General features: G+C 35.2%; 22 protein-coding genes. 18 read left to right on the top strand and 4 right to left on the bottom strand.

Features of this window, described 5'->3' with window-relative positions:
* Positions 1 to 74: 74 nt before the first annotated feature.
* From DIT68_RS16685 to DIT68_RS08505, 13 genes are all read left to right on the top strand, one after another.
* Entirely contained in the window at positions 75 to 137 is a 63-nt protein-coding gene (locus tag DIT68_RS16685) for a hypothetical protein (RefSeq protein WP_394336379.1), read from the top strand.
* Positions 134 to 1,339 carry a T9SS type A sorting domain-containing protein gene (locus DIT68_RS08450; protein ID WP_109359361.1) on the top strand — a complete coding sequence of 402 codons (1,206 nt, stop codon included), beginning with the start codon at positions 134 to 136 and terminating at the stop codon, positions 1,337 to 1,339. The genes DIT68_RS16685 and DIT68_RS08450 overlap by 4 nt, the downstream gene beginning before the upstream one ends.
* A 106-nt stretch (positions 1,340 to 1,445) precedes the next feature.
* Positions 1,446 to 2,651 carry a T9SS type A sorting domain-containing protein gene (locus tag DIT68_RS08455; RefSeq protein WP_146194165.1) on the top strand — a complete coding sequence of 402 codons (1,206 nt, stop codon included), beginning with the start codon at positions 1,446 to 1,448 and terminating at the stop codon, positions 2,649 to 2,651.
* A 191-nt stretch (positions 2,652 to 2,842) separates the two neighbouring features.
* A complete protein-coding gene (gene gcvH, locus DIT68_RS08460) occupies positions 2,843 to 3,223 on the top strand; it encodes a glycine cleavage system protein GcvH (protein WP_109359363.1) in 381 nt (126 codons plus the stop codon).
* A gap of 3 nt (positions 3,224 to 3,226) precedes the next feature.
* Complete coding sequence (locus tag DIT68_RS08465; RefSeq protein ID WP_109359364.1) at positions 3,227 to 3,604, top strand: VanZ family protein; 378 nt, start codon at positions 3,227 to 3,229, stop codon at positions 3,602 to 3,604.
* 41 nt (positions 3,605 to 3,645) lie between these two features.
* Positions 3,646 to 4,314 (top strand): energy transducer TonB, encoded by a 669-nt coding sequence (locus DIT68_RS08470; protein WP_109359365.1) that lies wholly within the window; start codon positions 3,646 to 3,648, stop codon positions 4,312 to 4,314.
* Between the two features lie 110 nt (positions 4,315 to 4,424).
* Positions 4,425 to 5,156: a deoxyribose-phosphate aldolase gene (gene deoC, locus DIT68_RS08475; protein WP_109359366.1), complete on the top strand. Its 732-nt coding sequence runs from the start codon at positions 4,425 to 4,427 to the stop codon at positions 5,154 to 5,156.
* On the top strand, positions 5,149 to 5,973 hold the full coding sequence (locus DIT68_RS08480; RefSeq protein WP_109359367.1) for a 3'(2'),5'-bisphosphate nucleotidase CysQ family protein: 825 nt from the start codon (positions 5,149 to 5,151) through the stop codon (positions 5,971 to 5,973). The genes deoC and DIT68_RS08480 overlap by 8 nt, the downstream gene beginning before the upstream one ends.
* A 1-nt stretch (position 5,974) precedes the next feature.
* The gene (locus DIT68_RS08485; RefSeq protein ID WP_109359368.1) at positions 5,975 to 7,543 is read left to right on the top strand and encodes a hypothetical protein; all 1,569 of its coding nucleotides are present in this window, start codon (positions 5,975 to 5,977) and stop codon (positions 7,541 to 7,543) included.
* A complete protein-coding gene (locus DIT68_RS08490) occupies positions 7,543 to 9,045 on the top strand; it encodes a hypothetical protein (RefSeq protein WP_109359369.1) in 1,503 nt (500 codons plus the stop codon). The genes DIT68_RS08485 and DIT68_RS08490 overlap by 1 nt, the downstream gene beginning before the upstream one ends.
* A 96-nt stretch (positions 9,046 to 9,141) precedes the next feature.
* On the top strand, positions 9,142 to 10,038 hold the full coding sequence (locus DIT68_RS08495; RefSeq protein ID WP_109359370.1) for an ABC transporter ATP-binding protein: 897 nt from the start codon (positions 9,142 to 9,144) through the stop codon (positions 10,036 to 10,038).
* Complete coding sequence (locus DIT68_RS08500; protein WP_109359371.1) at positions 10,035 to 10,838, top strand: ABC transporter permease subunit; 804 nt, start codon at positions 10,035 to 10,037, stop codon at positions 10,836 to 10,838. Before DIT68_RS08495 ends, DIT68_RS08500 begins: the two co-directional genes overlap by 4 nt.
* Before the next feature lie 109 nt (positions 10,839 to 10,947).
* Positions 10,948 to 13,395: an energy transducer TonB gene (locus DIT68_RS08505; RefSeq protein WP_109359372.1), complete on the top strand. Its 2,448-nt coding sequence runs from the start codon at positions 10,948 to 10,950 to the stop codon at positions 13,393 to 13,395.
* An 86-nt stretch (positions 13,396 to 13,481) separates the two neighbouring features.
* Here DIT68_RS08505 and DIT68_RS08510 read toward each other — a convergent pair whose 3' ends face one another.
* The 4 genes from DIT68_RS08510 to DIT68_RS08525 all read right to left on the bottom strand — a co-directional run bounded on the left by DIT68_RS08510 (position 13,482) and on the right by DIT68_RS08525 (position 16,610).
* Complete coding sequence (locus tag DIT68_RS08510; RefSeq protein ID WP_109359373.1) at positions 13,482 to 13,913, bottom strand: type II toxin-antitoxin system VapC family toxin; 432 nt, start codon at positions 13,911 to 13,913, stop codon at positions 13,482 to 13,484.
* The gene (locus DIT68_RS08515) at positions 13,903 to 14,157 is read right to left on the bottom strand and encodes a DUF6364 family protein (protein WP_109359374.1); all 255 of its coding nucleotides are present in this window, start codon (positions 14,155 to 14,157) and stop codon (positions 13,903 to 13,905) included. The genes DIT68_RS08510 and DIT68_RS08515 overlap by 11 nt, the downstream gene beginning before the upstream one ends.
* 70 nt (positions 14,158 to 14,227) lie before the next feature.
* A complete protein-coding gene (locus tag DIT68_RS08520; protein WP_109359375.1) occupies positions 14,228 to 15,190 on the bottom strand; it encodes an OmpA family protein in 963 nt (320 codons plus the stop codon).
* A 283-nt stretch (positions 15,191 to 15,473) separates the two neighbouring features.
* A complete protein-coding gene (locus DIT68_RS08525) occupies positions 15,474 to 16,610 on the bottom strand; it encodes a glycosyltransferase (protein WP_109359376.1) in 1,137 nt (378 codons plus the stop codon).
* Positions 16,611 to 16,822: 212 nt separating this feature from the next.
* Here DIT68_RS08525 and DIT68_RS08530 point away from each other — a divergent pair, with 212 nt between their 5' ends.
* The 5 genes from DIT68_RS08530 to DIT68_RS08555 all read left to right on the top strand — a co-directional run bounded on the left by DIT68_RS08530 (position 16,823) and on the right by DIT68_RS08555 (position 24,118).
* Positions 16,823 to 17,917: a peptidylprolyl isomerase gene (locus DIT68_RS08530; RefSeq protein ID WP_199223396.1), complete on the top strand. Its 1,095-nt coding sequence runs from the start codon at positions 16,823 to 16,825 to the stop codon at positions 17,915 to 17,917.
* Positions 17,917 to 20,319, top strand: coding sequence for a DUF5686 family protein (locus DIT68_RS08535; protein ID WP_109359377.1), 2,403 nt, complete (start codon positions 17,917 to 17,919; stop codon positions 20,317 to 20,319). The genes DIT68_RS08530 and DIT68_RS08535 overlap by 1 nt, the downstream gene beginning before the upstream one ends.
* A 32-nt stretch (positions 20,320 to 20,351) precedes the next feature.
* On the top strand, positions 20,352 to 21,365 hold the full coding sequence (locus DIT68_RS08540; protein WP_109359378.1) for a radical SAM/SPASM domain-containing protein: 1,014 nt from the start codon (positions 20,352 to 20,354) through the stop codon (positions 21,363 to 21,365).
* A gap of 439 nt (positions 21,366 to 21,804) precedes the next feature.
* Complete coding sequence (locus DIT68_RS08550) at positions 21,805 to 23,436, top strand: sensor histidine kinase (RefSeq protein WP_109359380.1); 1,632 nt, start codon at positions 21,805 to 21,807, stop codon at positions 23,434 to 23,436.
* Positions 23,429 to 24,118 carry a response regulator transcription factor gene (locus tag DIT68_RS08555; protein ID WP_109359381.1) on the top strand — a complete coding sequence of 230 codons (690 nt, stop codon included), beginning with the start codon at positions 23,429 to 23,431 and terminating at the stop codon, positions 24,116 to 24,118. Before DIT68_RS08550 ends, DIT68_RS08555 begins: the two co-directional genes overlap by 8 nt.
* Positions 24,119 to 24,625 lie beyond the last annotated feature (507 nt).

A 24,625-nucleotide genomic window follows, 5' to 3' on the forward strand; every position in this document is an offset into this window, starting at 1 on the left:
CTCTTGTGTTTTTCACCCATTTCCCAACCAAAGGCAATACTTTAAACGTCAATGTAAATAACTGGGCAAAAGGAGTGTACTACATAAAATTGAATGGAGATTCATTTTCCAAAACTTTAAAATACTTAAAACAATGAAAAATTTACTCTACATATTAGTCATAGTATTTTCTCTTCCTCTCCATTCTCAATGGGTCACAGTAAAGGGAGAAAACTACCACAATCATTCAGCTTACGACCAATTCACCATAGATCCTTACACCAATAGTATGTGGTGTGTAAGTCTATATTTTACAACAGTTTTTGATTCAGATGGAAATTTCACAACTTTTGATGAAAATGAATTAGGAGATAGAGAGCCTGGAGATGAAATTTATTTTGGCTTCACTCCAGGACATATATTTTTTACGAAAAAGCTTTTTGGTTTGTATTCTTTTAATAATTATCAAAAGCAATTATTGTATCAAAGTAATAGTTTTAATGAAATAACAAATGATATTGATACCCTATTTGTAACAAGCAGTAACGATTATTTATTAAAGTATAGATTAGGAATTGGAGCAGAAAACACAACTCTGAATGCTACACAATGCGCTGCTAAAAACGGTCAGCTTTACACGAATCGAGGCGCATATTTTTATGTTGAAAATAGTATTGATAGTTGGTTGGGGAACGACACGTTTTATCTCACTGGCGCAACCGACGTCATGGAATTCGGCAATGAATCAGACACAATTTATCTTGGTTTCGTTTTTGGCATTTCAAAATTCCACAACGGAATTGGTTACGACACCATCACCCCAAACAACACCACCAACATGCCTTCTCCCAATGTTTTAGAAATAGAATTCGATAAAGACAATAACCTATGGGTTGCTTTTGGAGATGCTAATGATGATTTTTTTGCACTTGGAAAACTGGAAGGTGATACTTGGTCGGAAGTTTACACAGCTGCCAATAGTCCAATTGATTTTGATGAGTTTTATGGATTTGAGTTTGATACCTTAGGCAATATTTGGGTTTCCTCTGGTAAAGATTTACATACATTAGAAAACAGTAACTCGCCAGGATGGTTGTCAAATGAAGAATTTACAATTTCAGTTCCTCGAATAAGTGTTTACCCTAATCCAGTAAAAGATATTTTGAATATTCAGCTCCCAGCACATGTTCAAAAAGCAGAGGTTTTAATTAGTGATATTAATGGAAAAGCTGTTAAAAAACAAACTATAAATTCGCAAGAAGTTGTTCAAATAGATATTGACAGATTAGAAAAAGGAATTTATATTTTGAATGTAGTTGGTGAGGAGAATCAATGGCAGGAAAAGATTATTAAGAAATAGGGTTGATTATGGATTAATCAATTACGAATTCGATATCTTTAGTCTGGAAATATTTTTATTTAGGAATGAAGTTGCACTTGATGCTTACCTTAAAATACTTAAAACAATGAAAAATTTAGTCTACACATTGGTCGTTGTATTTTCTCTACCTCTTCATTCGCAATGGATTACTGTGCAAGGGGAGAATTACCATAATCACCAGGCTTTCTTTCAATTTACCATAGACCCTTACACCAATAATCTATGGATTGTTGATTTTTATGATGCAACAGTGTTTAAACCAGATGGCACGTTTACAACTTTTGGAGAAAATGAATTAGGCCAAAGGTGGGGTAGCGATAGGTTAAATTTTGGGTTTACACCTGGGCATACTTTTTACACCAAGCAATTGGCAGGATTATATTTATTTGATAATTATCAAAAACAGTTGTTATACACAGATAATAATTTTAAAAAAATATACTACGACGGTGACACGCTTTTTATAGATAGAAGTAACGACAATTTACTAAAGTATACCTTAGGTATGGGTGCAGCAAACACAAATATTGCGGGTTCTCAAGTTTCTTCAAAAAATGGAAGTTTATACGTTGATATAGGTTCATATGCATATTACGAAAATGGAGCATATACTGTTCTTAGTAGTGACCCATTCTATATTTGGGGTCCAACAGACGTCATGGAATTCGACAATGAATCAGACACAATCTACCTTGGTTTTATAAACGGCATTTCAAAATTCCACAACGGAATAGGCTACGACACCATCACCCCCAACAACACCACAAACATGTCTTCACCCAATGTTTTAGAAATAGAATTCGATAAAGACAATAACCTATGGGTTGCTTTTGGAGATGCTAATGATGATTTTTTTGCAATTGGGAAATTAGAAGGAGATAATTGGTCAGAAGTTTACACAGCTGCCAATAGTCCAATTGATTTTGATGAGTTTTATGGATTTGAGTTTGATACCTTAGGCAATATTTGGGTTTCCTCTGGTAAAGATTTACATACATTAGAAAACAGTAACTCGCCAGGATGGTTGTCAAATGAAGAATTTACAATTTCAGTTCCTCGAATAAGTGTTTACCCTAATCCAGTAAAAGATATTTTGAATATTCAGCTCCCAGCACATGTTCAAAAAGCAGAGGTTTTAATTAGTGATGTTAACGGAAAAGTCGTTAAAAAGCAAACAATAAATTCGCAAGAAGTTGTTCAAATAGATATTGACAGATTAGAAAAAGGAATTTATATTTTGAATATAGTTGGTGAAGAGAATCAATGGAAGGAGAAAGTTATTAAAAAATGAATTTAATAAAGAATTGGCATCAACAATGGAATGGACGGTTTGCAAACCGTCCTTACATTGGATCTTCGATTTGATTCTTTTGCATATAGCCAACAGCCTAAAACCAAAAGCCAACAAAAACACAATATTTTCGGTAAAACTCAACTAAGTTCACTTAAAAATTTTACTTTTGATTTCTAAATTTAGAAACTATGAACATTCCTGAAAATTTAAAATACACAAAAGACCACGAGTGGTGTTTAGTAGAAGGTGATACAGTTACTATAGGGGTGACTGATTTTGCACAAAGTGAGCTTGGCGATATTGTATTCGTTGAGGTGGAGACTGAAGGCGAAGAATTAGAGCGTGACGAGGTTTTCGGATCAATTGAAGCAGTAAAAACAGTGTCGGATTTATTCATGCCTGTTTCTGGTGAAGTTGTTGAATTCAATGAAGAACTGGAAGCAAATCCAGAGTTGGTAAATTCTGACCCTTATGGTGAAGGTTGGATGATTAAAGTGAAAGCTGCCGACGTAGCAGATTTAGAAGATTTGTTGACAAGCGAAGCATATAAAGAACTGATAGGGAAATAAGTCGTGCTTCGATTTATACTTCCAAGTGTAGTATGGACAACGCTTGTTATAATTTTAAGCTTAGTTCCCAGTTCTAATGTAAGTCTAGATAACTTTCAATTTAAAGGCGTAGATAAAATAGCACATTTTATAATGTATACGCTGCTTGCTTTGTTTTGGACCATAGGTCTAAAAAGACAAAATATTTATGTCGGACTACGCAGGTTTGCACTGCAAATTAGTGTTTTAGGCGGTTTTTTGTTGAGCGTTGTTATCGAATTTATGCAAGAATATGTGGTGTACTCAAGAAGTTTTGAAGTTTTAGACTTGATTGCTAACGGAATTGGTTGTATTTTTGGGATAGTCTTATTTAAAATTATCTATAAAGATTCTTACAAGTAATAGTGGTATTATTATTGTAAGCTAAAAGAAAAATAAAAGTTATGGAAATTAAAAAAAATCCAGAAGTTGATAACGAACGTTTGAGATTACCACTCATATTCTTAGGTTTTTTCATTGTTGGATCTATGGTTACATTATCATTCTCGTTTAAACAAGAGGTGGAAATTGTCTCTACGGAAAATGAAAAACGTGAAAGAACTGAAATTCCCGAAGAACTAGAAGTTATCGAAGAAGAAAAGGAAGATATTGTTGTTCAAGAAATTCAAGAGCCTGAAGTAACTCCTCCACCTTCTGAAGAAATTGAAGTGAAACAAAACGTGGATAAGGATGAGCCGATTAAAGTAGAAACGCCTCCTATTGACATTAAGCCAATTGAAGCGCCAGCACCAGAAGCTCCTATTGTCGATTATCCAGATCAAGAAGCGGGTTTCCCTGGAGGAGCAGCGGCAATGAAAAAATTCCTTGCAGAAAACATAAAGTTCCCTGAAATAGCTATGGAAATGGGCGATCAAGGACGTGTTTTTATTGAATTCGTTGTCAATAAAGACGGTACAATTGAACAAGTTAAAGTTTTGAGAGGTGTTTCTCGTGAAATTGATGCAGAAGCACGTCGTGTTGTGCGCTCAATGCCGAAGTGGCAACCAGCCGAATCAAACGGTGAACCTGTTCGTGCAAGATGTCGTATTCCAATTAACTTTATTTTACAATAGACTTTTAGAAAATTGAATTAGTTATAAAATATTGTAGCGTCGTAGCATTCCTGCGGCGCTACATTTTTTTATACGCTAAAATTTGTAACTTGTGCCAAAAATATCTCAAGATGACATGGACTAAAAAACAGATTTGTAGCTTTGTCGATTTAACATCGCTCAATTCGTATGATTCAGTAGAAAGCATTAAAAGCTTTTTATCCGATGCATTAGATTTTGAAAAAAAGAATTTTCCAGTTGCTGCAGTGTGCTTGTTTCCTAATTTTTCTGCTTTGGCGGTGAATGAACTAAGTAACTCGGTGCTAAAAGTAGCGGTAGTCGCAGGGAATTTCCCGAATTCTCAAGGATTTCTCTCTACAAAACTCAATGAATGTGAATTGGCCCTAGAAGCCGGAGTAGATGAAGTTGATATCGTCTTAAATTTGGGAGAGTTGGATGCTGGAAATCATGACCATGTGGTAGATGAAATAAAAGCCTTTAAGGGATTAATGCCCAATAAAACACTTAAAGTCATTTTAGAAACCGGTTACCTGAAGACCGCCGAAAGAATTCGATTGGCTAGTGAATTGGCTATACAAGGTGGCGCTGATTTTATTAAAACATCTACAGGAAAAGAGTTTCCTGGAGCTTCTTTAGAAGCGGTTGAAGTTATGGCTCAAGTGATAGCAGAACAAAAGTCAGGAAAAAAGGTGGGTTTGAAAATTAGCGGTGGCGTAAGAACATACGAAGACGCACTACAATATTTTGAGGTCGTTGAAAAACATTTGGGAAAACCATTTATGACTCCTGACCTTCTGAGAATCGGAGCAAGTTCCTTGGTTAGAAACTTAATGAATGAATAATCTTTTTGAAAAATATCACCTGACCCTTCGTGCTGCTTTGGACGCCTCTAAAGTAATCATGGAAATTTATGCTGGCGACTTTGAAAGAATCGAAAAAGCAGATGGGAGTCCTGTAACTATTGCAGATATTAGCTCATCAAAAATTATAGCCGATTATCTTCGTCAAACCAACATTCCCATCACAGGGGAAGAAATAGAGAAAGAACAATTTTCTATTCGTTCCACATGGAAAAGGGTTTGGTGTGTTGATCCTTTAGATGGTACAAAAGAATTTATAAAGAAAAACGGCGAATTTGTAATTAACATTGCACTCATCGAAGATGGTAAGCCCATTTACGGATTGATTGCTTCACCCATTAGAAAAGAAATTATTTTAGGAAATAAGGAGTCTGGTGCTTTTCAAACAACTTATGAAAACGCTTTAAGTCCTGAAAAATGGACAAAGTTAGCTCAACTTTCGCCCGTGAATTCCCCCGTGCATATTATTGCTTCTAGAAGTCATTACTCAGGAAACTTGCTCAATCTGGCGCAATACATCGAAGAAGAGCATGGCGAAATAAAGTCCACAGCAATGGGTTCTGCCCTAAAGTTCTTTGATTTAGTTAATGGAAATGCTGATGTTTACCCGCGTTTTGCTCCAACGATGGAGTGGGATATAGCCGCTGGGCAAGCCATATATGAAGCTATTGGTGGTGAGGTAATCCAAGCTGAAACTGGAAAACCAATGGTTTATAATAAAAAAGATCTTAAAAATCCGTATTTTGTGGCTTCTAAGAAAAGCATGAAACTATCTATGAATTTTTTTCAAAAATTATAATTTGAAAGCAACTAACTTAATACTTGCCTTGACGCTGATATTAACTTCAGTGGCTTGGTCGCAAGAGATACTTATTCCCACATCGAGTGCCGTAAAGGATAAGGCAATATTTGCACATGGAACAAAAAACATTGCTGGAAATGGTTTTTTCCCTGTTTCCTACAGCGAGGCCAATCTTAAACTTCCAACAAAGGATACTACCCAAAATTGGGTGATGCGAAAATTATTCAAGGAGCATTTGGTGCAGAAGTCAAATCAAGATTTCTTTTTTGCTGTGGATCCTCTTCTAAATATGTCAATTGGACAAGAGCAATTGCAAAATACTTCTGACTATTTGTTCCAAAATACACGTGGAGTCCAGGCTTTCGGACATCTTAAAAATAAACTTTCCTTCTATACCGCCTTTTATGAAAATCAAGCACGGTTTTTAAAATACCAGACTGATTATTTTAAGGATAGAGGTGAGTTTTATCCAAACAATCCTCCAGGGTTGAACGTTCAAAACGCGGTAATTCCGGGAGGAGGAAGAACAAAGCCGTTTAAAGTGAATGGATTTGATTATGCTTCATCAGTAAGTTATGTTCGCTTTACACCCATCGACAAATTAGCCATTCAATTTGGAAACGCACCTCGTTTTTATGGTTGGGGATACCGCTCAATGTTGCTTTCAGATAATTCTTATAATTATACCAATCTTACTATCGACTGGGAAATTATTAAAGGATTGACCTATACTTTTATGAGGGGGAAACAGTTAAACCTTACCAGAAAAGTATTCACTGATATGGTGGAAGCTCCTTATGAAAGAAAAGGAATTGGGGTACATTACTTAAGTTATAGCCCTGTTCCTTCTTTGGTGATTGGACTTTTTGAATCCACGATCTACTTGCGTGATAACGCCACAAGTAGTCAACGCGTAAATCCTTATTTCTATCAACCTGTTATTGGGGTGAATACCATGGTGAATGGAACAGAAAGTGTGAATATGAAAAACCTTTTTGGTTTGAATTTTGCTTGGCAATTTCATCCGCAACACATGCTGTACGGGCAAGTTGTGAGTGATGATGTCTCTAATAAGGAGTATGGAATACAACTAGGATACAGAACAGGAAACACTTTTAATGTGAAGAATTTAAATTTCCAATTAGAAGCTAATGTGGCAACATCTAATTTGTATGCTGCGAATAATGAACGCATGAATTACACCCACTTTAATTTACCATTGGCACACACGCTAGGAAATGGTTTTACGGAGTTGCTTGTTCGTGCAAATTATTTGTTCAAGGGAGTTTTTATTGATACAAAGATTGTTTATTACGAGGCAGATCAACCCATTGATGATAAGTCTAGACTGTTTGAATCCAAACAAAACTTCTCAATTGATAATGAAACACAGGTTTTAAATGCCAATATTGAATTGGGATATGAATTTAATCCTGCAACACAATTGCGCGCCTTTATAAATATGAATTACCGAACAAGCGTTATCAATTTTGGTAGCGATGTAGATTATGGAGCGGTATCTATAGGGATTCGCACAGCATTAACTAACCAATATTTTGATTTCTAATGAAAAAACTACTTATCATAGCACTGCTTTTTCAATGTTCATATTTCATTGCGCAGACAGGAATCAATTCAGAGGTGAATTACTTAAATTATGACGCTTTCTTTGAAAGTAACGAATTGAGCGTTGATCCAGTTTTACCCAATTTATCAAAGCCGTATTTACCGGGTTACCAACTTCCATGGGTCTCGAAAAAAGAAAAATACCAAGACAATTATTTACACATTTTTCCCATTGTTGATGTGTTGGCTTCTTTTAAATCTGATGCAGCATCAACTTATTCAGCGAATCTAGGAGCTGGGTTTGGAATTACAACACAATTGTCGAAGAAATTCTACGCCCGTTTATTGTTGACGGGAAATGCTTTTCGCAGAGAAGGAAGTAATTTGAGCTATTCAAGCATTTTTAGAAGTGATTATTTAGAAAGCTTTAATAATTCGGCAACACTAACTCTACAACCCAGGTTTAGATTGAGTTTTTCACCTTATGATTTCTTAAATATTCAAGCCGGAATAGACCAGCATTTTATAGGGCAAGGTAAGCGCTCAATGCTGCTGGGTGACTATGGTGCGCCTTATCCCTTTGCACAATTGAGGACAAAAATATGGAAAATAGAGGTGCTTAATCTTTATCAATTCTTTAAAGAAGATGAGTTGTTTCAAACAACAAAAAAGTTCGCTTCAACACATTTCTTTAATTTTAACGCAACAGAACGTTTCCAAATTGGATTTTTTGAGTCTGTAGTTTTCGCTCCAAAAGACACTTTGTTGAATCGTGGATATGAAGTGGCTTATCTTAATCCATTCTTGTTTTATCGACCAACAGAATATGCTTTAGGTTCCCAAGACAGATTACTGATTGGTTTAAACACAAGCTATCAATTTGATCGATTCATGATTTATGGTCAGCTGGCTATCGATGATTTCGTATTGAAAGAATTGGTAGACAGAACGCGTTGGTGGGCCAATAAATACAGTGGTCAAATCGGGGTGAAAGGAAAACAAGAATTAACAAATGGTCAATTGAGGTGGTTAACGGAATTGAATTTCGCTCGTCCATTTACCTATTCTCACATATCACCAGCAACGAATTACGGAAATCAAGGAAATGCTTTAGCGCACCCGCTAGGTTCAAACTTTGTAGAAGTCTTCACTGAAGCGAGTATGCATTTCAATTCTAATTTTACTTTGTCGGGCCGTTTCTTTTTCTCTCAACAAGGTGGAGAAGATGGGGATTATTCCACTTCTTACGGCGCTGATGTATATGTACCCTACAACAATAGACCTTTTGAGTACGGCTACAAAATTGGTGGAAACGGAAAGGTAAATCGCTTTAATTTGTCTGTTGAAGGTAGTTACAGACTCTCAGAAAAGCTGATGATTGATGCTTTTGTTCGTCCGGGAGTAGAATTGAATAACATGGCCGCCGATGAGTACACAACGCACTTCATGGTTTTTGGAGGAATAAGAACAAGCCTTTGGAATGAGAGGTCGTTTAGTTTTTAGTTTTCTAATTTTAGTTTGTAATTAAAAGGATAAAACAGCTTGTTTTTCTTCGATATTTACAATTTACTCTTAATTTTAGAGTAAACTTTATCAATAATGGGAGAAATTCTAGTAACTAATGGTTTACATAAATCCTATAAAAAGCATACGGCGCTAAAATCTCTGAGTATTTCCGTAAAACAAGGTCAGATTTATGGCTTATTGGGTCCTAATGGAAGCGGAAAAACAACAACTTTAGGAATTTTACTTGGTGTAATAAAGGCGGATGGAGGCAGCTTTAGTTGGTTTGGAAAAGGTGAGCTAGACGAAAATCGCAATAACATTGGAGCTTTATTGGAAACCCCGAATTTCTATCCTTATTTAAATGCAATAGATAATCTTAAAATTGTAGCGGCCATCAAGTCTTTGGATAACACCAAAGAACGCATTGAAAAAGTGTTGAAGCGTGTTGATTTGTGGAAAAGAAAAAAAGCCACTTTTAAAACCTATTCTCTTGGAATGAAACAGCGCTTAGCTATTGCTGGTGCAATTTTAGCGGATCCAGACGTGCTGGTTTTAGATGAACCAACCAATGGTTTGGACCCACAAGGAATTGCAGAAATTCGATCTTTAATATTGGATATTGCAGCAGAGGGAAAAACCATCATTATTGCGTCTCATATTCTAGATGAAATAGAGAAAATGTGTACGCATGTAGCTATTTTAAAGGATGGAGCATTAATTAGGGAGGCAACGCTAGATGAAATCATGATTCAAGATAAAGTTTTGTGTGTAGGATCCGATCATAGAGAAGAATTAAGATTGGCTATCGAAAAAATACCACAATTGAAATTCTTTAAAGATTTAGATCCGCATATGCTGGTAACTGTTGATGGCGAAATTTCTAATGCTGCAGTCAATAAAATGTTTGCAGAGAATGGAGTTTATTTGAATACCCTTATGCTGCACAAAAAGAACTTAGAATCTACATTCTTAGAAATTGTAAACAAATGAAACAAATACTTACCATAGAATTTTTAAAGCTTCGAAAACTGAGGTCATTGCAAATTATCTTTTTGATTTATGCGGTAATTTCTCCCGTAGCGATTTACACGATTTCGAAATTCATCACCAATTTCATGACCTTCTTTTTGCCAAAGGATTATTCTCCTTTTGCATTTCCAGATGTTTGGGCAGTTGCTACCTATTCAGCAAGTTATTTTAATATACTGATGGGAGTTTTGGCCGTAATTATCATTAGCAATGAATACACTTATAAAACGCTTCGGCAACATGTGATAGATGGTTTGTCGATAAAAAAAGCCATCCTCGGAAAGTTCCTTGTTTTGCTTTCTTTTTCACTTATTATCACCTTGTACACTTTTCTAACAGCTTTGCTTTTTGGGTTGGTAAATACCACAACTGAGAGCACTTTTATGGATGGAATAGGGAGTATTGGCTTGTACTTTTTACAAACCATGTGTTATTTCAGTTTTGCCTTTTTCATTGCCGTTTTAGTGAAAAGAACCGCCGTTTCAATTACGCTATTTATTCTTTCATTCATCGCTGAAACAATCATTGGAATCTCTATTTCACTGGGTGGCTTTCAAACTTTCTACGCCTTTATGCCAATGAATGCCTTCTCTAAGTTAACGCCATTTCCAATTCTCAAGGAAATGATAGCCGCTGGACAAGAGAGAAACGGAAATGTTCCAGTAATTCTAGATACCCCAATAAATATAGCCGTTTGCTTAGCTTATATGTTGGTATTCTTTTTGATAGCTTATTTTATATTAAAGAAACGAGACTTGTAAAATAAAGTATTACCACGAGGTAAAACCTCGCGGTAGCATACTTTATTAATTCGTTATGGTATAGTTAATTAATACCGATTTATGAGCTTTCTCTTTAATCAAAAAGAACATGAAAATAGCTAAAATCGTATTTGTACTGCTGGTAAGTAATTCCCTATGGTCACAAGTTGACCTGCCTGAAAATCGACAATATGATTATTCTTCAGATCAGATTGATTACTATTTCTACCTTAAAAGTGATACGAAGCAATCCATCAATTGGGGAAAGATCTATGGCTACGAAAAATGTCGTGCTCATGTAATAAATAACAGTGGAGATTCTATTCTGATACATAGAGTAGGAAGTCGAAATCATCCGCTTTATTGGTTTTTGGATGGAATGGAGCCGAGTAGATTGGTTATGCCCAATGATACGATTCATTTATATGCTAAATGGGCAAGAAGGCATGGTCCGTTTAACCGTTCTATCACTTTGCAGTATAGAAGTAGCTCCAATTTGAATATGCAGTATTTTTCGGTTTCAACGAAAGGTCAATTTATAGATTCACTTGAACTTAGTCGTCAAGAAGAGGCGTTGGAAAGAGTTCAAAAAGAAAAAGCAAAAAGGAAGCGTGAAGAACATCTGAAAATTCAGCTCGAAAAGGAACAATCGAGACAAGCAATTTATAAGAACGGAGCAGAAGACTCAATTCCTGTTAAAATCCGATTTTATGAAGATGGAACAGTTCGTTTTAAAGAATACAAAAGAAATGGAATTATTAAAGAGGAATTTGATCAGTCGGGTTATTTGAAAAGGACTTGGGATAATGAAGGAATTCACACAGAATATTATCCCAATGGAAACCGAAAATATAAGTCTGGAAAAGAACGTTTTTCCGCTGAAGTCCCTTATGTCAGTTATTACTTTCAAAATGGATGTCTCCAAAAAGAAGTCTTTCTCAATGCGTCCATCATTAAAGAATATGATTCTCTTCAATGTAATCAGCTATTATCCAAAACAATTAAAGACAGCACAATCAACAATAGCAGGATTATTTACTATGACAATGGAGAAATCACACGAATCAAGTTTTTTCCACAAATTGGATATTCTCAATACGCAGAGCACACAGGAACATTTCAAGATGATCAACTTGTTGATGGTTATGTAAACTATTATTCTTCAAGAAAAAGACTGCTGTTTTCGAGTCAGATTATTGATGGAAAAAGAGATAATGTTCTTACTAAAAATGAAAAAAAGGGAAATCAAATTAACCTCATTGATCGTGAAGGCCGAAAAACAGGATTATGGACTACGCAGAAATCCAATGAAACCGAAGCGATTCGTATTCCTTCCAATTTAAAGGAATCATTGAGCGACTTCCGTAATGTGGCTTGGAAAAATTATATTTACAATAAGGGAGATACCGTGAGTATGGTCTACCTGCATGATTATGGGGGAATACGAGGATACTTTTATTTGAAGGATAAAGAAAAGCGCATTCAGCAAGGTGATGAAATTGGGATATTTTACCACGAAAACGGATTCATTAAATCTAAAAGTTATGAATTAAGGAATGGGTTGAGTGCAAGCATCAATTACTCTGAGGAGATAGAGAACCAGATTATAGGAGGAAGAAAAGGAAATTGGAGTAAGTTGATTTTCAAGAATAAACAACTTGTTGAGATCAGGAGTCTCTACAAAGAACCTCAACTTGATGTTATTTTGGATAATAGCTTTGCTAATGGAAAGCCAAGAAATTTACAAGATAATATGTCCGCAATAGAAAAAGGAAGTTTCAAGCATTTTGAACTCTATAACGGCTTTATCTATTACTATGATCAAAATGAAAAACTAACACTCACAGAAAAAGTAGTGAATGGTGTAATCCAGTATAATCCTCGTGTCAACCTTAAAGAAGAGCAATTAATTAAAGTGGCACTTCGAAATGATTTAAACTTTAATGGTTGGGTTGAACAGCGAGAAATTAAAGCTTTGACATCGTTAAGGTTGAGGTTAACTGATGAAGATATAGAAAAATTTAATTGGAGTGAATTGGCACATTTTGATAATTTGAAAGCAGTGAATTGTAATAATTTAATGTATAGATTGAGCGATTATACAAGTCTTGATGCGCTCAAGTTGGCGGTCGTGAATAAATCCGGTACGAAAATAAACTACAGCAGACAACGCTATCCTTGGGATGAGCCAAGAGTACCCGAATTTGAACGAAAACAAGAATTTCCCGAACTTGCACACGTCGATAAGATTGTTGAGTTTCCAGACGTTGAAGCCAAATTTCCTGGGGGGAAAGAAGCGATGGAGCAATGGATAGCGGAAAACATCGTAGAATCTAGAGTTAAGGAAGGCGGTAAACCCCACAAAGTGTATGTTAGGTTTACGGTTCAAAAAGATGGAAGTTTAACTGATATCAGAATTCTCAGAGGAGTAAATGCCGAAATTGATAAAGAAGTCAAACGCTCCATTAGATCAATGCCAAAATGGGAACCCGCGCTTTCTCAAGGCGAGGTTTGCGTGAGTAAAAAGATAATTGCTATTGTGTTTGTGTTGAAGTAAGTGGGTTTTTTGAAATTTGAGGTTGGTTTGGACTAAGAAATTGTCTTTTTATTATATAATTAGTGGCTTTCTATAATGACAAAGTGTTAGTTCTCGTTTTTGTCTTTCATTTTTAGAAAATTTAAAGGTGTCATAACCGCAATTGAAGAATTTCTATAATCTTTTATATTCCGAGTAATAATTAAATCCAAATCTTTAATTGTCAAGGCAGAAGAGTATTGAACAGAATCTTCATAGTCTGTGAAATCATTCTTTAATGCTTGAATAATCTCTTTTTTTGTCGTTCCAACGATTTCGGTCATTTCAGTTAATGTCTCAACGACTTCCAAAGTTTTTTTATGTCCTAAAAATCTCCGCACGATATAGTAAATGTTGTTGATACTTAAAGCGGATAGATACAGTTTTACATTTCCTTGTTCACTGAGTTCAAAAAGTTCACTCGCAGGGTTTACGTGAGGTTCTCGGTCAGTAAAAAAATCAATGACCACATCCGAATCTACAAAAAGTTTATACTCCATATTTTTTTGAAAGTTCTTCGGTTAAAATTTGTTTATAGTCAAAATTGTCATCAGTTTTAATGATTCCTCTTAATTTCCTAACTTTAGGAGAAAGTTGATTCTCCTTGATTTTCATTCTTTTTACTGTGACAAATTTGAAATAGTTCTCAACCATTTCCGAAAGACTTTGCCCTTTTTCTTTTGCATATTCTTTAGCAATTTCAATGACCTCTTTTTCTATTGTCAAAGTTAATTTGGTGTTCATACGATTATTTTCTTATAAAAATACGTATTATATATCAGTTTTACAACACGTACTGTTTTCAAATTAAAAACTACTTAGAAATTAATTCAAATAAAGCGTCCAACCTCGGCGCAATAATCACTTCAATCCTGCGGTTTTTTGCCTTATCGTTAGGATCCACAGGGTGATATTCTGAACGACCTGATGCAGAAAGAATGGCTGGATTTATACTGGAGTTATCAGTCATGATGGAAACAACAGAAGTAGCACGTAAAACAGAAAGTTCCCAGTTGTTTTTTGGGTGAGAGGCGCGCGACAAAGCATCCGTATCCGTGTGACCTTCGACAATGATTTCAAGTTCATCATCCCCTTGAACGGCTTTTGCTAATTCAATAATGGCTTTTTTTCCTTCTGCCTCAACAAGTGTAGAGCCTGATGCGAAAAGTAATTTGGCCTCTAAACTCACATAGATCTTCCCGTTTTTCTCTTCCACTTTTAACCCTTTGTTTTCAAATCCCCGAAGTGCATTGGCAATTTTGGATTCTAGTGCTTTTACAGCAAGCTCTTGACGGGAAATGATCTCTTCTAACTCTGCAACACGCTGTTCACGCTCCGCCAAGAGAATTTGTTTGTTTTTTAATTCTTTTTCGGCAGCCATTAAAGCATCTTCCTTGCGTTGAGTCTCTATGATTTTGGCTTCTAAATCTGCGCGCATTCTGGCCAAATGCTTCGCGTCACTGTCCTTAATTTTGTCTAGTTGTTCTTCAAAAGAAGCCCCCATAGAAATGGCTTGTTGGTATTTTGCTTGCAAAGCACGGTAGGAATTTCCAAGAGCTGAGGTGTCTGCTTTTAATTTAGCTACATCTTTTTGCATTAATTCTGCTCTCGCTTGCACCGTTTTTAACTGCGCTTCATAATCTAAGGAAGAGGTTTTGTACCTTTTTAATTCATCAGCACAATTTTGCTCTTTCGCTACTAAATCATTGTATTTCTTTGCCGGAACACAAGCTCCAAGTGTGATTGTTAAAAGTAAAACACCAAATATTAATCGCATAATTTCTTTATTGATACATTCGATGTAAAGTTCGATAATGTTTAGGTGCTTTTTTAATTGAATGGCTGATAATTTTAAACAGTCGACTGTTGACTGAGTGGGGATGTAGAATAAAGGTGATTTTTGTAGCCTATTGCGCTTTAGTGGAACGCAGATGACTCGAATCTTCGAACGCTGATTTTTGCTGATTTTCTTGAAAGGTATAGAAATTAGTGAAATGGGATTTAATTAGAGAACCGTGAATATCCGCGCTGCTTTTTGCATCTGCGTCATCCGCGTTCCGTCATCCTAGGAATTCATGTAAATCCAAATACACCTCTTCCAAGACCTTGCTTTCTTCTTCCCAATTTTCTACTAAAGCGGCTTTTTTACAATTTTCTTTGAATTCTTCTAAAAGTTTTGGGTCACTTAATATGGAATTTATAGTTCTCGCTACACCATCAGCACTGTGTTCTGGAATTATTCTACCGACATTGTGTTTATGAATTACGCGTTTTAATTCTATTAAATCTGAACTAATTACTGGAGTTGTGGTGTGGATATAATCGAAAATTTTATTAGGTAAAGAATATTTGTAATTCGAATTACTGTCTTTGTCCAAACTTAAACCTAAGTCTGCGTGATAAGTATAATTCATCATTTTGTCGTAGGGAACTCTGCCCACAAATCGAACTTTTTCTTCGAGATTTTGCTCTTTTACCATGATTTTTAGATCAGGGAGAACATCACCACTTCCTACAATTAAAAACAATGCGTTTTTCACTTGTTTCATTGCCATAACTGCTTCTTCAGCGCCTCTGTCGACATTTATTCCTGAACCTTGAAGAATAATAATGTGCTTGTTTTCGGGTAAATTGAGTTCTTTTTTACTTAAAATAGTTTCAGGTTTCCACAGTTTTGAAACATTTCTAACAATCCGAACATTTTTATTGTACTTCTTTGAATAAATTGAAGCAATAGACTCATTAACGGTATAAACAGTTTGTAGTTTTGGGAAAATCCATTCTTCAATTTTAAGCCAAACCTTTCGAACTTTTGGTCGGGCGGTTAATTCTGGAACTTCTGTAAACAATTCGTGCGTGTCATAAACCAATCTTGATTTGTTTTTAATTTTGTGTGCGCAGTAATTTGCCAAAAGAGAATCTAAATCGTTACTCAATAAAACATCAAACTTGGTGAAAAGCAAAAACCAAAAAAGCCGTAAATTGTAGTTAGCATAGAATAATGCACCCGTGGTAAAAACGAGTTTAAAACGTTTAAAACGGTATTTTCGATCAGTAATAGGCTGACTGTTTTTCAATTTTCTCCCCACCAACAGTACATCGTAGCCATTTTCATGAAGAAAAGAGCATACCTTGTGTACACGTTGATCTGTATACAGGTCATTCGTTACCGAAACAATAATTTTTTTGGCTTTCATTGCTACAAAAGTAATTATTTCATGCTCATTTTTGATTTTTATTGGAAGATAGACTGTTTGAGGAAATGAGCTGTTTTTGAGTTTTAGAATTACTTTAGAAAGAGGAAAGATTCTTCGACTAATTAGAGTCAATTAAATGATTGTTAAAGCTCTGTAATAAACCATGGTATAAATAAAGAGTTTTCTTATTTTTGGGCAATTAAATTTATATTATGAGATTATTATTTACTGCAGTTTTTGCTTTTTTCTTTACGTTTTTATCAGTTGCACAAAGAAAAGACTTGAAACTGGAAAAAGGATTGTACGCCAACATTTCTACAAACAAAGGAGATATTTTTTTGAAATTACATCATGAAAAAGCCCCTTTGACAGTGGCCAATTTTGTTGGATTAGCAGAGGGAAAACTTAAAGTTTTTGATTCAATCAAAATTAAAGATCCTTTTTACGACGGTGTAGTATTTCACAGGGTAATAGATAACTTTATGATTCAGGGAGGTGATCCATCTGGAAGTGGAAATGGAGGACCCGGATATCGTTTTTGGGACGAAGCAGATAATGGAATAGACCACACGAAAGGATCCTTATCTATGGCGAATGCCGGTCCAAACACAAACGGGAGTCAATTTTTTATTACACATTTGGCAACCCCACATTTGAATGGAAAACACACTGTTTTTGGTCAGGTAATGGAAGGGCAAGACGTTGTAGATGCTATTGAACAAGGCGATACGATTAAGAGTGTGAAAATTGTGAAGAAAGGATTGAAGTACAAATTGTTTTATAACCCCTCTAAAGTTTTCAAAAATGAATATGAAAAGCAAGAAGTTGAAATTGAGGCAGAGCGTTTGAGATTGGACAAGTTGAAAGCTCAAAACAAAGTTCGCGTGATTGAAGCTAAAGCAAAAACAGAAGAAGAGTACAAAACATATTTCTATGATTTAGTCAAAGAAATGGCGCCAAATGCAGTGCAAACAGAATCTGGTTTGGTTTACGTTTTACATGAAGAAGGGGAAGGTGAATTAGCGCAAAGAGGAGACGATGTGAGTTTACATTATTTAGGTGAAGCCGTTTTTGGTGGTAAATTTGACTCTTCTTATGATAGAAATGCGCCCTTAAACTTCAAGTATTTAGAAATGGGATTAATTCCTGGTTTCAATGAAGGAGTTGGACTAAGTAAAAAAGGAACAAAAATTGACTTGTATATTCCTTACTTTTTGGCATATGGTAAAAACGGACGTAGACCTCAGATTGAGCCTTACGCAGATTTGATTTTCAAAATTGAAGTTTTAGAGCTTAACAAAAAATAATGAGAAAACTTTTATTGTTCTTGTCGGTATTATGGATATCACAATTAGTAATAGCGCAGGAAACAAAAATTCAAGTGATTGATGCGCAAACCAACAATCCAGTATCTTTTGCTAAAATTTCTGATGGTATAAATAAAGCTGTAGTTACAGATATTGATGGAAAAGCGTCCATTTTAATTGTTAGTTCTAATCTTTATTCTTTTCGCTTTTATGATTACAAGGATACAATCATTAAAGGTTCTGCTTTATTAGAAAATCCTACGGTATACTTGTTTCCCGATGCACAAGTGTACGACGAGGTAGTAATTACACCCGGAGAAAATCCTGCACATCGCATTATTCAAAATGTGATGGACAATAAAAAGCAAAACGATCCCATGAGAAACGATGCTTTTACCTATGATTCATATTCAAAACTATACATTACTGGAGAATTAAAGGAGAATGTAAAAAGAGATACCATGTCTGACACTTCTATGATTAATACCATGGAGTTTTTAGACAAACAATATATCTTTTTAACAGAAACGAAAGCCACTAGAACCTTCTCACCGCCTAATTACGACAAGGAAGTGGTGAGTGCATATAATGTTTCAGGAGTGAAAGACCCACTTTTTGCGACCTTGGTGAATCAGTTCCAATCCTTTTCTTTTTATGACAATAATTTCGAATTAAATCAGGATGAATACATTAACCCTATTGCTCCTGGAGGATTACGCAGGTATTTATTTATTTTAGAAGACACGCTAATTCATCCATCGACTCAAGACACGACCTATACCATCAAATTTCGTCCAAGGAAAGGTAAGATTTTCGACGGATTATCGGGTTACTTATACATTCGTACTAGCGCTTGGGCAATTGAACGTGTAATCGCTTCGCCCTATGAAGAAGGTGGTATTATTAACGCTAAAATTATTCAAGAATATCAGCTCACGGCCAATAAAAAATGGTTTCCATCGAAGATTAGTACAGAGTTGACTTTTAATGGAATTCAAATTGATGATTATCTAAATTTGATCGGTAGAAGTAGTTTGTACATAAATGATGTGGTTTTTAAAGAACCAAAATTTAAAAGTTTTAATCCCATTTCTGTTGAAGTGGATGAAGGAGCCTTGAGAGATTCTATATTGATTGAAGACTTGCGCGGAAATACTGCATCTGGTAAAGAAGGCGAAACCTATAAAGTTGTGGATAGCTTAGCGAAAGACGCTAATTTGGACCGATTAGTTTATTTGGCGAAAGTGGGAACATCGGGTAAAATTCCAATTGGAATGTTCAATATTCCCGTTTGGCAATTGTCCTATTTTAATCGCCAAGAAGGAATACGAGCGGGTTTAGGCTTAGAAACAAACAGCAGATTTAGCGAAGTGTTTGGCGCAGCGGCTTATGCGGCATACGGGTTTAAAGACAAAGAATGGAAATGGGGAGGAAATATTAATTTCACTTTGAATCAGAAGAGAAATTTGAATTTGAAATTGATTTACCAAGATGATATTCATGAACGTGGAAATACTAACTTTTATGATGATGCATTCAATTTAACAAATCAAGGAATTTATAGAGATTTCTTTGTGAGTTTGGCGGATAGGGAAAGAGTCGCTGGAGTTAATTTGAGTGGATTGATTCGTCAAAATCTTAAAATTCAAGTATTTGCTAATTACAAGCGATTTACTTTTATAGATAACTATCAATATGCTCCGCTGTTTAGTTTAAACGGAACAAATGACGAATTCGATATTGCAGAAGCAGGAATTGTCATTAATTGGAATATTCGTGAAAAAATAATGATGCTCGAAAATCGACGTGTTTCATTGGGTACAAAATGGCCTAAAATCACCCTGAAAGCGGTAAAAGGCGTGAGCGGAATTTTTGATTCAAATTATGATTACTACCGATTCAATATGGAAATTCATCAAGATTTTGCCATTAGAGGAGCAGGAAATCTAAATTTAGTGAGCAAAAGCGGAATGACAATAGGTAATGTGCCGCTTACTTTGCAACAAATTCAGGAAGGAACAGGAATTAACTATACTTTATCCGTAGCGAATACTTTTGAAACAATGGGACCTTCGGAGTTTTTTAGTGATAAATTCTCTTCATTATTTGTTCGTTTTACTTTCTTGCCAATCAAAAATAAATCGTCTTGGTCGGAGCCAACTTTTGTAATTCACAATGCAGCAGCTTTCGGAGAAATGCAAAACAGAGGAGACCATCAATTATTTGATTTTAAAACTCCAGATAAGGGATATTACGAATCAGGATTTATCGCTGACTATCTGCTTAAAATGGGGCCGCTTGGATTTGGTGCTGGTGTTTTTTACCGTTACGGACCCTATGAATTTACTGAAACAAAAGACAATTTCTTTTATAAAGTATCCGTAAGATTGAAGTTTTTGTAGAAGCTAGCTGATTCTGTTTAACTTTGTTTCTAATGTGGAGCGATCAGAGAAATATTATTGCGAAAATTACTTTTTCTAGAATATGGAATCTGATTTTACTTTACTATTCCTATTTCTTGGCGAAAAACTTCAAGAAGATTCAATCGAAAGGCTTACCTTTTGCTGCTAGTATAGAACCCACAACAGCCTGCAACTTGGGATGTCCCGAATGTCCTAGTGGATTAAAACAATTTACTCGCGCAACAGGAAAACTTGATTTAAATGAGCATATTTTGATGTTAGATCAATTGGGGAATCAACTCTTTTACATCAATTATTATTTTCAAGGGGAACCCTTCTTACATCCACAATTTTTGGAATTAATTAAGGAAGCTAACCATCGAAAAATTTATACGGCGACCTCTACAAATGCCCATTTTATTACGCAATCAAAAGCAGAAGAAATCGTTGACTCAGGTTTGGATCGAATGATTATCTCTATTGATGGACTCACGCAAGAGACTTATGAACAATACAGAAAACGTGGGAAACTGGAGAAAGTGATCGAAGGAACACAGCACATGATTGAAGCGAAAAAGAAAGCAAAGAGCAAAACACCGCACTTGATATTTCAGTTTTTGGTTGTAAAAGCCAATGAGCATGAAATTGATGATGTTTTTAAACTCGGGAAAAGTTTAGGTGTGGATGAGGTAAGGCTTAAAACCGCTCAGTTGTACGATTACAAAAATGGAAATCCTCTGATGCCCAAGAATGAAAAATATGCGCGTTACAAGCGAATGAAAGATGGGACTTATCGCAGTAAATACACAATCAGTAATCATTGTTGGCGAATGTGGTCTTCCACTGTTCTAACGTGGGATGGAAAGGTTGTTCCTTGTTGTTTCGACAAAGATGCGCAACACGTGCTTGGAGATGTGCTCAGAACTGATTTTATAAATATTTGGAGCTCTGCTCAATATCAATCTTTTAGATATCAGGTATTCACAGATCGCTCACAGATAGATATTTGTAAGAATTGTTCTGAAGGCGCAAAAGTGTGGACTTAATTTCGAGCATTTCCAAATTTAGCAGGCAGCTTGGCTTTGTAATAGGAAATTCATGAATAATTAGGGTTAGGTTTATCACCGAATTTAATCGCGTTAAATAAGGAGAAAAGTACTCTCCTTAATCTGCGGAGCTTCTCTTGGGGTGACTGATGAATCCTTTCCTAAATGAATTCGTTATATTTCTGGGTAAAATAGTACTTATGCATCTCAAATTATTTTTCTAATTTTAACACCGATGATTAATCTTGCTGAATGCAAAGAATTGACTTTAAAATAACTCAATGGAATAGATTTGAGCACTTCATTCTAAACAGATATCAAACAGGGAATTCAGATTCAAAATCCGCTGAAATATCGTCATTTATAAGGTTTTTTTTGATGTTAAAAAAGGTTAAGCATCACGCTTGGAAGAGGTTTAGAATTAATTTAGATTCCTGAAGTGAGAAAAATACAACTAAAACATATCGTCATATTGATCAGTACTGCTTTGATAGCACTGGTTTTTCTACAATTATATCAGGCTTTTCAGCTCTATGAAAAGAAATCTGAAGAGTTGGATACTCAAATGGTTAACGTATTGACCAAGGTGGCCATTAGACACGAAAAAGCTTCAGATTTACAGCGGTACACCTCTTTTTTTGGAAAGGATTTCAGTGGTCAATATAAACAAGCCTTAAAGCAGGAGTTTCAAAATTTGGTTCCAGTAAGAGAGTCCGTTTCTATTAAAGATACATTGATTTATGAAAATGGAAGAGATGTTAAATACCTTCAGATCACCGGTGATTCCTACGATTCTTTAACCCATGTTACAGCAAAACACAGTGTTTTAGCACGCGATATTAGTGAGCTTGCTACCTACGTTAAAGAAGAAGCAAGTAAAGAGGACCCTGAATCGGAAGGTAATGATTTGGCTTTTCAGTTAGATAAAAGAGTGGTAAATAGCTTATTTAAAAAGTCCAAATACATTAATGAATTGATGATTTCTGCTTTCAGGAACAACAATGAAACATCTGCTGTTGAACGCATTAATTTAGCTTTTCTGGATTCTATGATTTCGAAGACATTTGAAGTAGAAGGATTAGAAACCTCTTTTAATTATGCTATTTTTAATGAAGATGATCAATTGGTGGAATTCCCGTCTTACACAGATCGCTACAATTTAAGTATTGATACGTCTAATACAAAAGCTGTGCGTATGTTTCCTGGAAATATCTTTGATGAAGACTTAACACTGCATGTAGCATTCCCTAGAAAAAACACGGTGTTATTCAATGAAATGTGGTTGACTTTAGCGGTGAGTATTTTACTGGTTTTATTGGTTGTTCTGTCGTTTTATGTGATGTTTAAAACCATTCTTCACCAAAGAAGATTGGCCGAGGTTAAAAATGATTTTATTTCTAATATGACCCATGAGTTTAAAACACCAATTAGCACAATTTCTTTGGCCTGTGAAGCAATGTCTGACTCAGATATGACGAAAAATGACTTGTCGAGTCTTACACCCTTCGTTAAAATGATTGATGAAGAAAATAAAAGATTGGGAGGCTTAGTGGAACAAATCTTGAAAACAGCAGTTTTAGACCGCGGCGATATCAAAATGAAACGGGATGAACTTGAGTTAAATGAAATCGTTTCAAGAGTTGTGGCCAAGTCTAAAATTAGAATTCCTGTGGGAGGAATTAGATTAGAGCAAGCACCAGGATTGATGCCTTTTATTGGGGATGAGGTGCATACCAATAATTTGGTTTCTAATCTTGTAGATAATGCTATTAAATACAGTAAGAAAGAAGTTGATATATTTGTTAAAACTGAGAAAATATCTAACGACGAATATCGTTTAACAGTTCAAGACAAAGGAATAGGAATTAAAAATGAACATTTAGATAAAATTTTTGATAAACTTTATCGTGTTCCAACAGGAAATGTTCATAATGTAAAAGGTTATGGTTTAGGGCTGAATTATGTGAAAGCCATTGCCGATGTTCAAGGTTGGAAAGTAAGTGTGAAGAGTAAATTTGGCGAAGGTTCTACCTTTGTTTTAACAATTAATAAATCTAAAGAGGATGAGTGATAAAGTAAAAATTTTATTGAGCGAAGATGACAATAATTTAGGAATGTTGTTGGAGTCTTTTATTAAAGCAAAAGGATATGAAGTAGACTTAGCCAGAGATGGAAAGCAGGCACTTGAAAAATTCAACGATGGAAATTATCACTTTGTTATTTTGGATGTGATGATGCCAGAAATGGACGGATTTTCTGTAGCCAAGGAGATTCGAATCATCGATAAAAAAATTCCAATCTTGTTTTTAACTGCGAAAGCAATGAAAGAAGATAAGTTGGAAGCTTTTTCTATTGGTGGCGATGATTACATGACAAAACCATTTAGTATGGAAGAATTAGTCGCAAGAATAGAGGCAATCCTGAAACGCTCAAATGACGGAGAGACAACTATTGATGATACTTTCAACATTGGAAGATTTGTTTTTGACCCAATGACAAGAGTCATTACAATTGATGGAGAAGAAAATAAATTAACTACCAAAGAAAGTCAATTGTTAAAATTGCTGGCCAAAAATAAAAACCAGATTTTAGATAGACAGGCTGCGCTGCGTGCTATCTGGGGAGATGATAACTATTTCAATGGCCGTAGTATGGATGTGTATATTGCTAAATTGAGAAAGATATTAAAGGCAGACGAAAAAATCGAAATCATGAATATTCATGGTAAAGGTTTTAAATTATTAGATCAGTAGTTTATAATTGTTAACCTTTAAGGATTAATTATTAACGCGAGCAGTGGTTTGTAGTTGATAATTTATTCCCCAATGGTATGACAATTCGTTTATTGGTGTTGAATTTTTGATTTTTAGAAATTGAGCTTGTTTTTCCTATAAAGAGCCAAATACCAAAACTGTTGCTTACTGAATTTGATAAATAATCTTTAGTGAATACAAAGTGGAGAAAATGATGGTCATCTTGCTATCGATTTCTCCACTTTTTTGTTCTATTTTTAATTTTTGAATCTTTAATTCTTCTTTCAATTTTTAATTGTATTCCAATCCTATCTTTTGTGGGGTTTTGAAATGGTTTGCAAGGTTTATTGGGTGGACCAGTGTTTAGCCCTATTGCTATGTCATTCCGTTGGAAATGAACGTTTTCAGTAAGTTTTGTCGGGTGAGTAAAAAAGTTGTTTATGAGATATATATATTGAAGTTCGTTAAATATATAGTCAACGTATATCTTTAGAAAGAACAAATACA

Source organism: Brumimicrobium oceani, assembly GCF_003143775.1.
Lineage (GTDB): Bacteria > Bacteroidota > Bacteroidia > Flavobacteriales_D > Crocinitomicaceae > Brumimicrobium > Brumimicrobium oceani.

Excerpts from the sequence above, each read along its gene's own strand:
- DIT68_RS08450 (WP_109359361.1), top strand. The coding sequence starts at position 134 with ATGAAAAATTTACTCTACATATTAGTCATAGTATTTTCTCTTCCTCTC.
- DIT68_RS08455 (WP_146194165.1), top strand. The coding sequence starts at position 1,446 with ATGAAAAATTTAGTCTACACATTGGTCGTTGTATTTTCTCTACCTCTT.
- gcvH (WP_109359363.1), top strand. The coding sequence starts at position 2,843 with ATGAACATTCCTGAAAATTTAAAATACACAAAAGACCACGAGTGGTGT.
- DIT68_RS08470 (WP_109359365.1), top strand. The coding sequence starts at position 3,646 with ATGGAAATTAAAAAAAATCCAGAAGTTGATAACGAACGTTTGAGATTA.
- deoC (WP_109359366.1), top strand. The coding sequence starts at position 4,425 with ATGACATGGACTAAAAAACAGATTTGTAGCTTTGTCGATTTAACATCG.
- DIT68_RS08480 (WP_109359367.1), top strand. The coding sequence starts at position 5,149 with ATGAATAATCTTTTTGAAAAATATCACCTGACCCTTCGTGCTGCTTTG.
- DIT68_RS08490 (WP_109359369.1), top strand. The coding sequence starts at position 7,543 with ATGAAAAAACTACTTATCATAGCACTGCTTTTTCAATGTTCATATTTC.
- DIT68_RS08495 (WP_109359370.1), top strand. The coding sequence starts at position 9,142 with ATGGGAGAAATTCTAGTAACTAATGGTTTACATAAATCCTATAAAAAG.
- DIT68_RS08500 (WP_109359371.1), top strand. The coding sequence starts at position 10,035 with ATGAAACAAATACTTACCATAGAATTTTTAAAGCTTCGAAAACTGAGG.
- DIT68_RS08505 (WP_109359372.1), top strand. The coding sequence starts at position 10,948 with ATGAAAATAGCTAAAATCGTATTTGTACTGCTGGTAAGTAATTCCCTA.
- DIT68_RS08510 (WP_109359373.1), bottom strand. The coding sequence starts at position 13,913 with ATGGAGTATAAACTTTTTGTAGATTCGGATGTGGTCATTGATTTTTTT.
- DIT68_RS08515 (WP_109359374.1), bottom strand. The coding sequence starts at position 14,157 with ATGAACACCAAATTAACTTTGACAATAGAAAAAGAGGTCATTGAAATT.
- DIT68_RS08520 (WP_109359375.1), bottom strand. The coding sequence starts at position 15,190 with ATGCGATTAATATTTGGTGTTTTACTTTTAACAATCACACTTGGAGCT.
- DIT68_RS08525 (WP_109359376.1), bottom strand. The coding sequence starts at position 16,610 with ATGAAAGCCAAAAAAATTATTGTTTCGGTAACGAATGACCTGTATACA.
- DIT68_RS08530 (WP_199223396.1), top strand. The coding sequence starts at position 16,823 with ATGAGATTATTATTTACTGCAGTTTTTGCTTTTTTCTTTACGTTTTTA.
- DIT68_RS08535 (WP_109359377.1), top strand. The coding sequence starts at position 17,917 with ATGAGAAAACTTTTATTGTTCTTGTCGGTATTATGGATATCACAATTA.
- DIT68_RS08540 (WP_109359378.1), top strand. The coding sequence starts at position 20,352 with ATGTGGAGCGATCAGAGAAATATTATTGCGAAAATTACTTTTTCTAGA.
- DIT68_RS08555 (WP_109359381.1), top strand. The coding sequence starts at position 23,429 with ATGAGTGATAAAGTAAAAATTTTATTGAGCGAAGATGACAATAATTTA.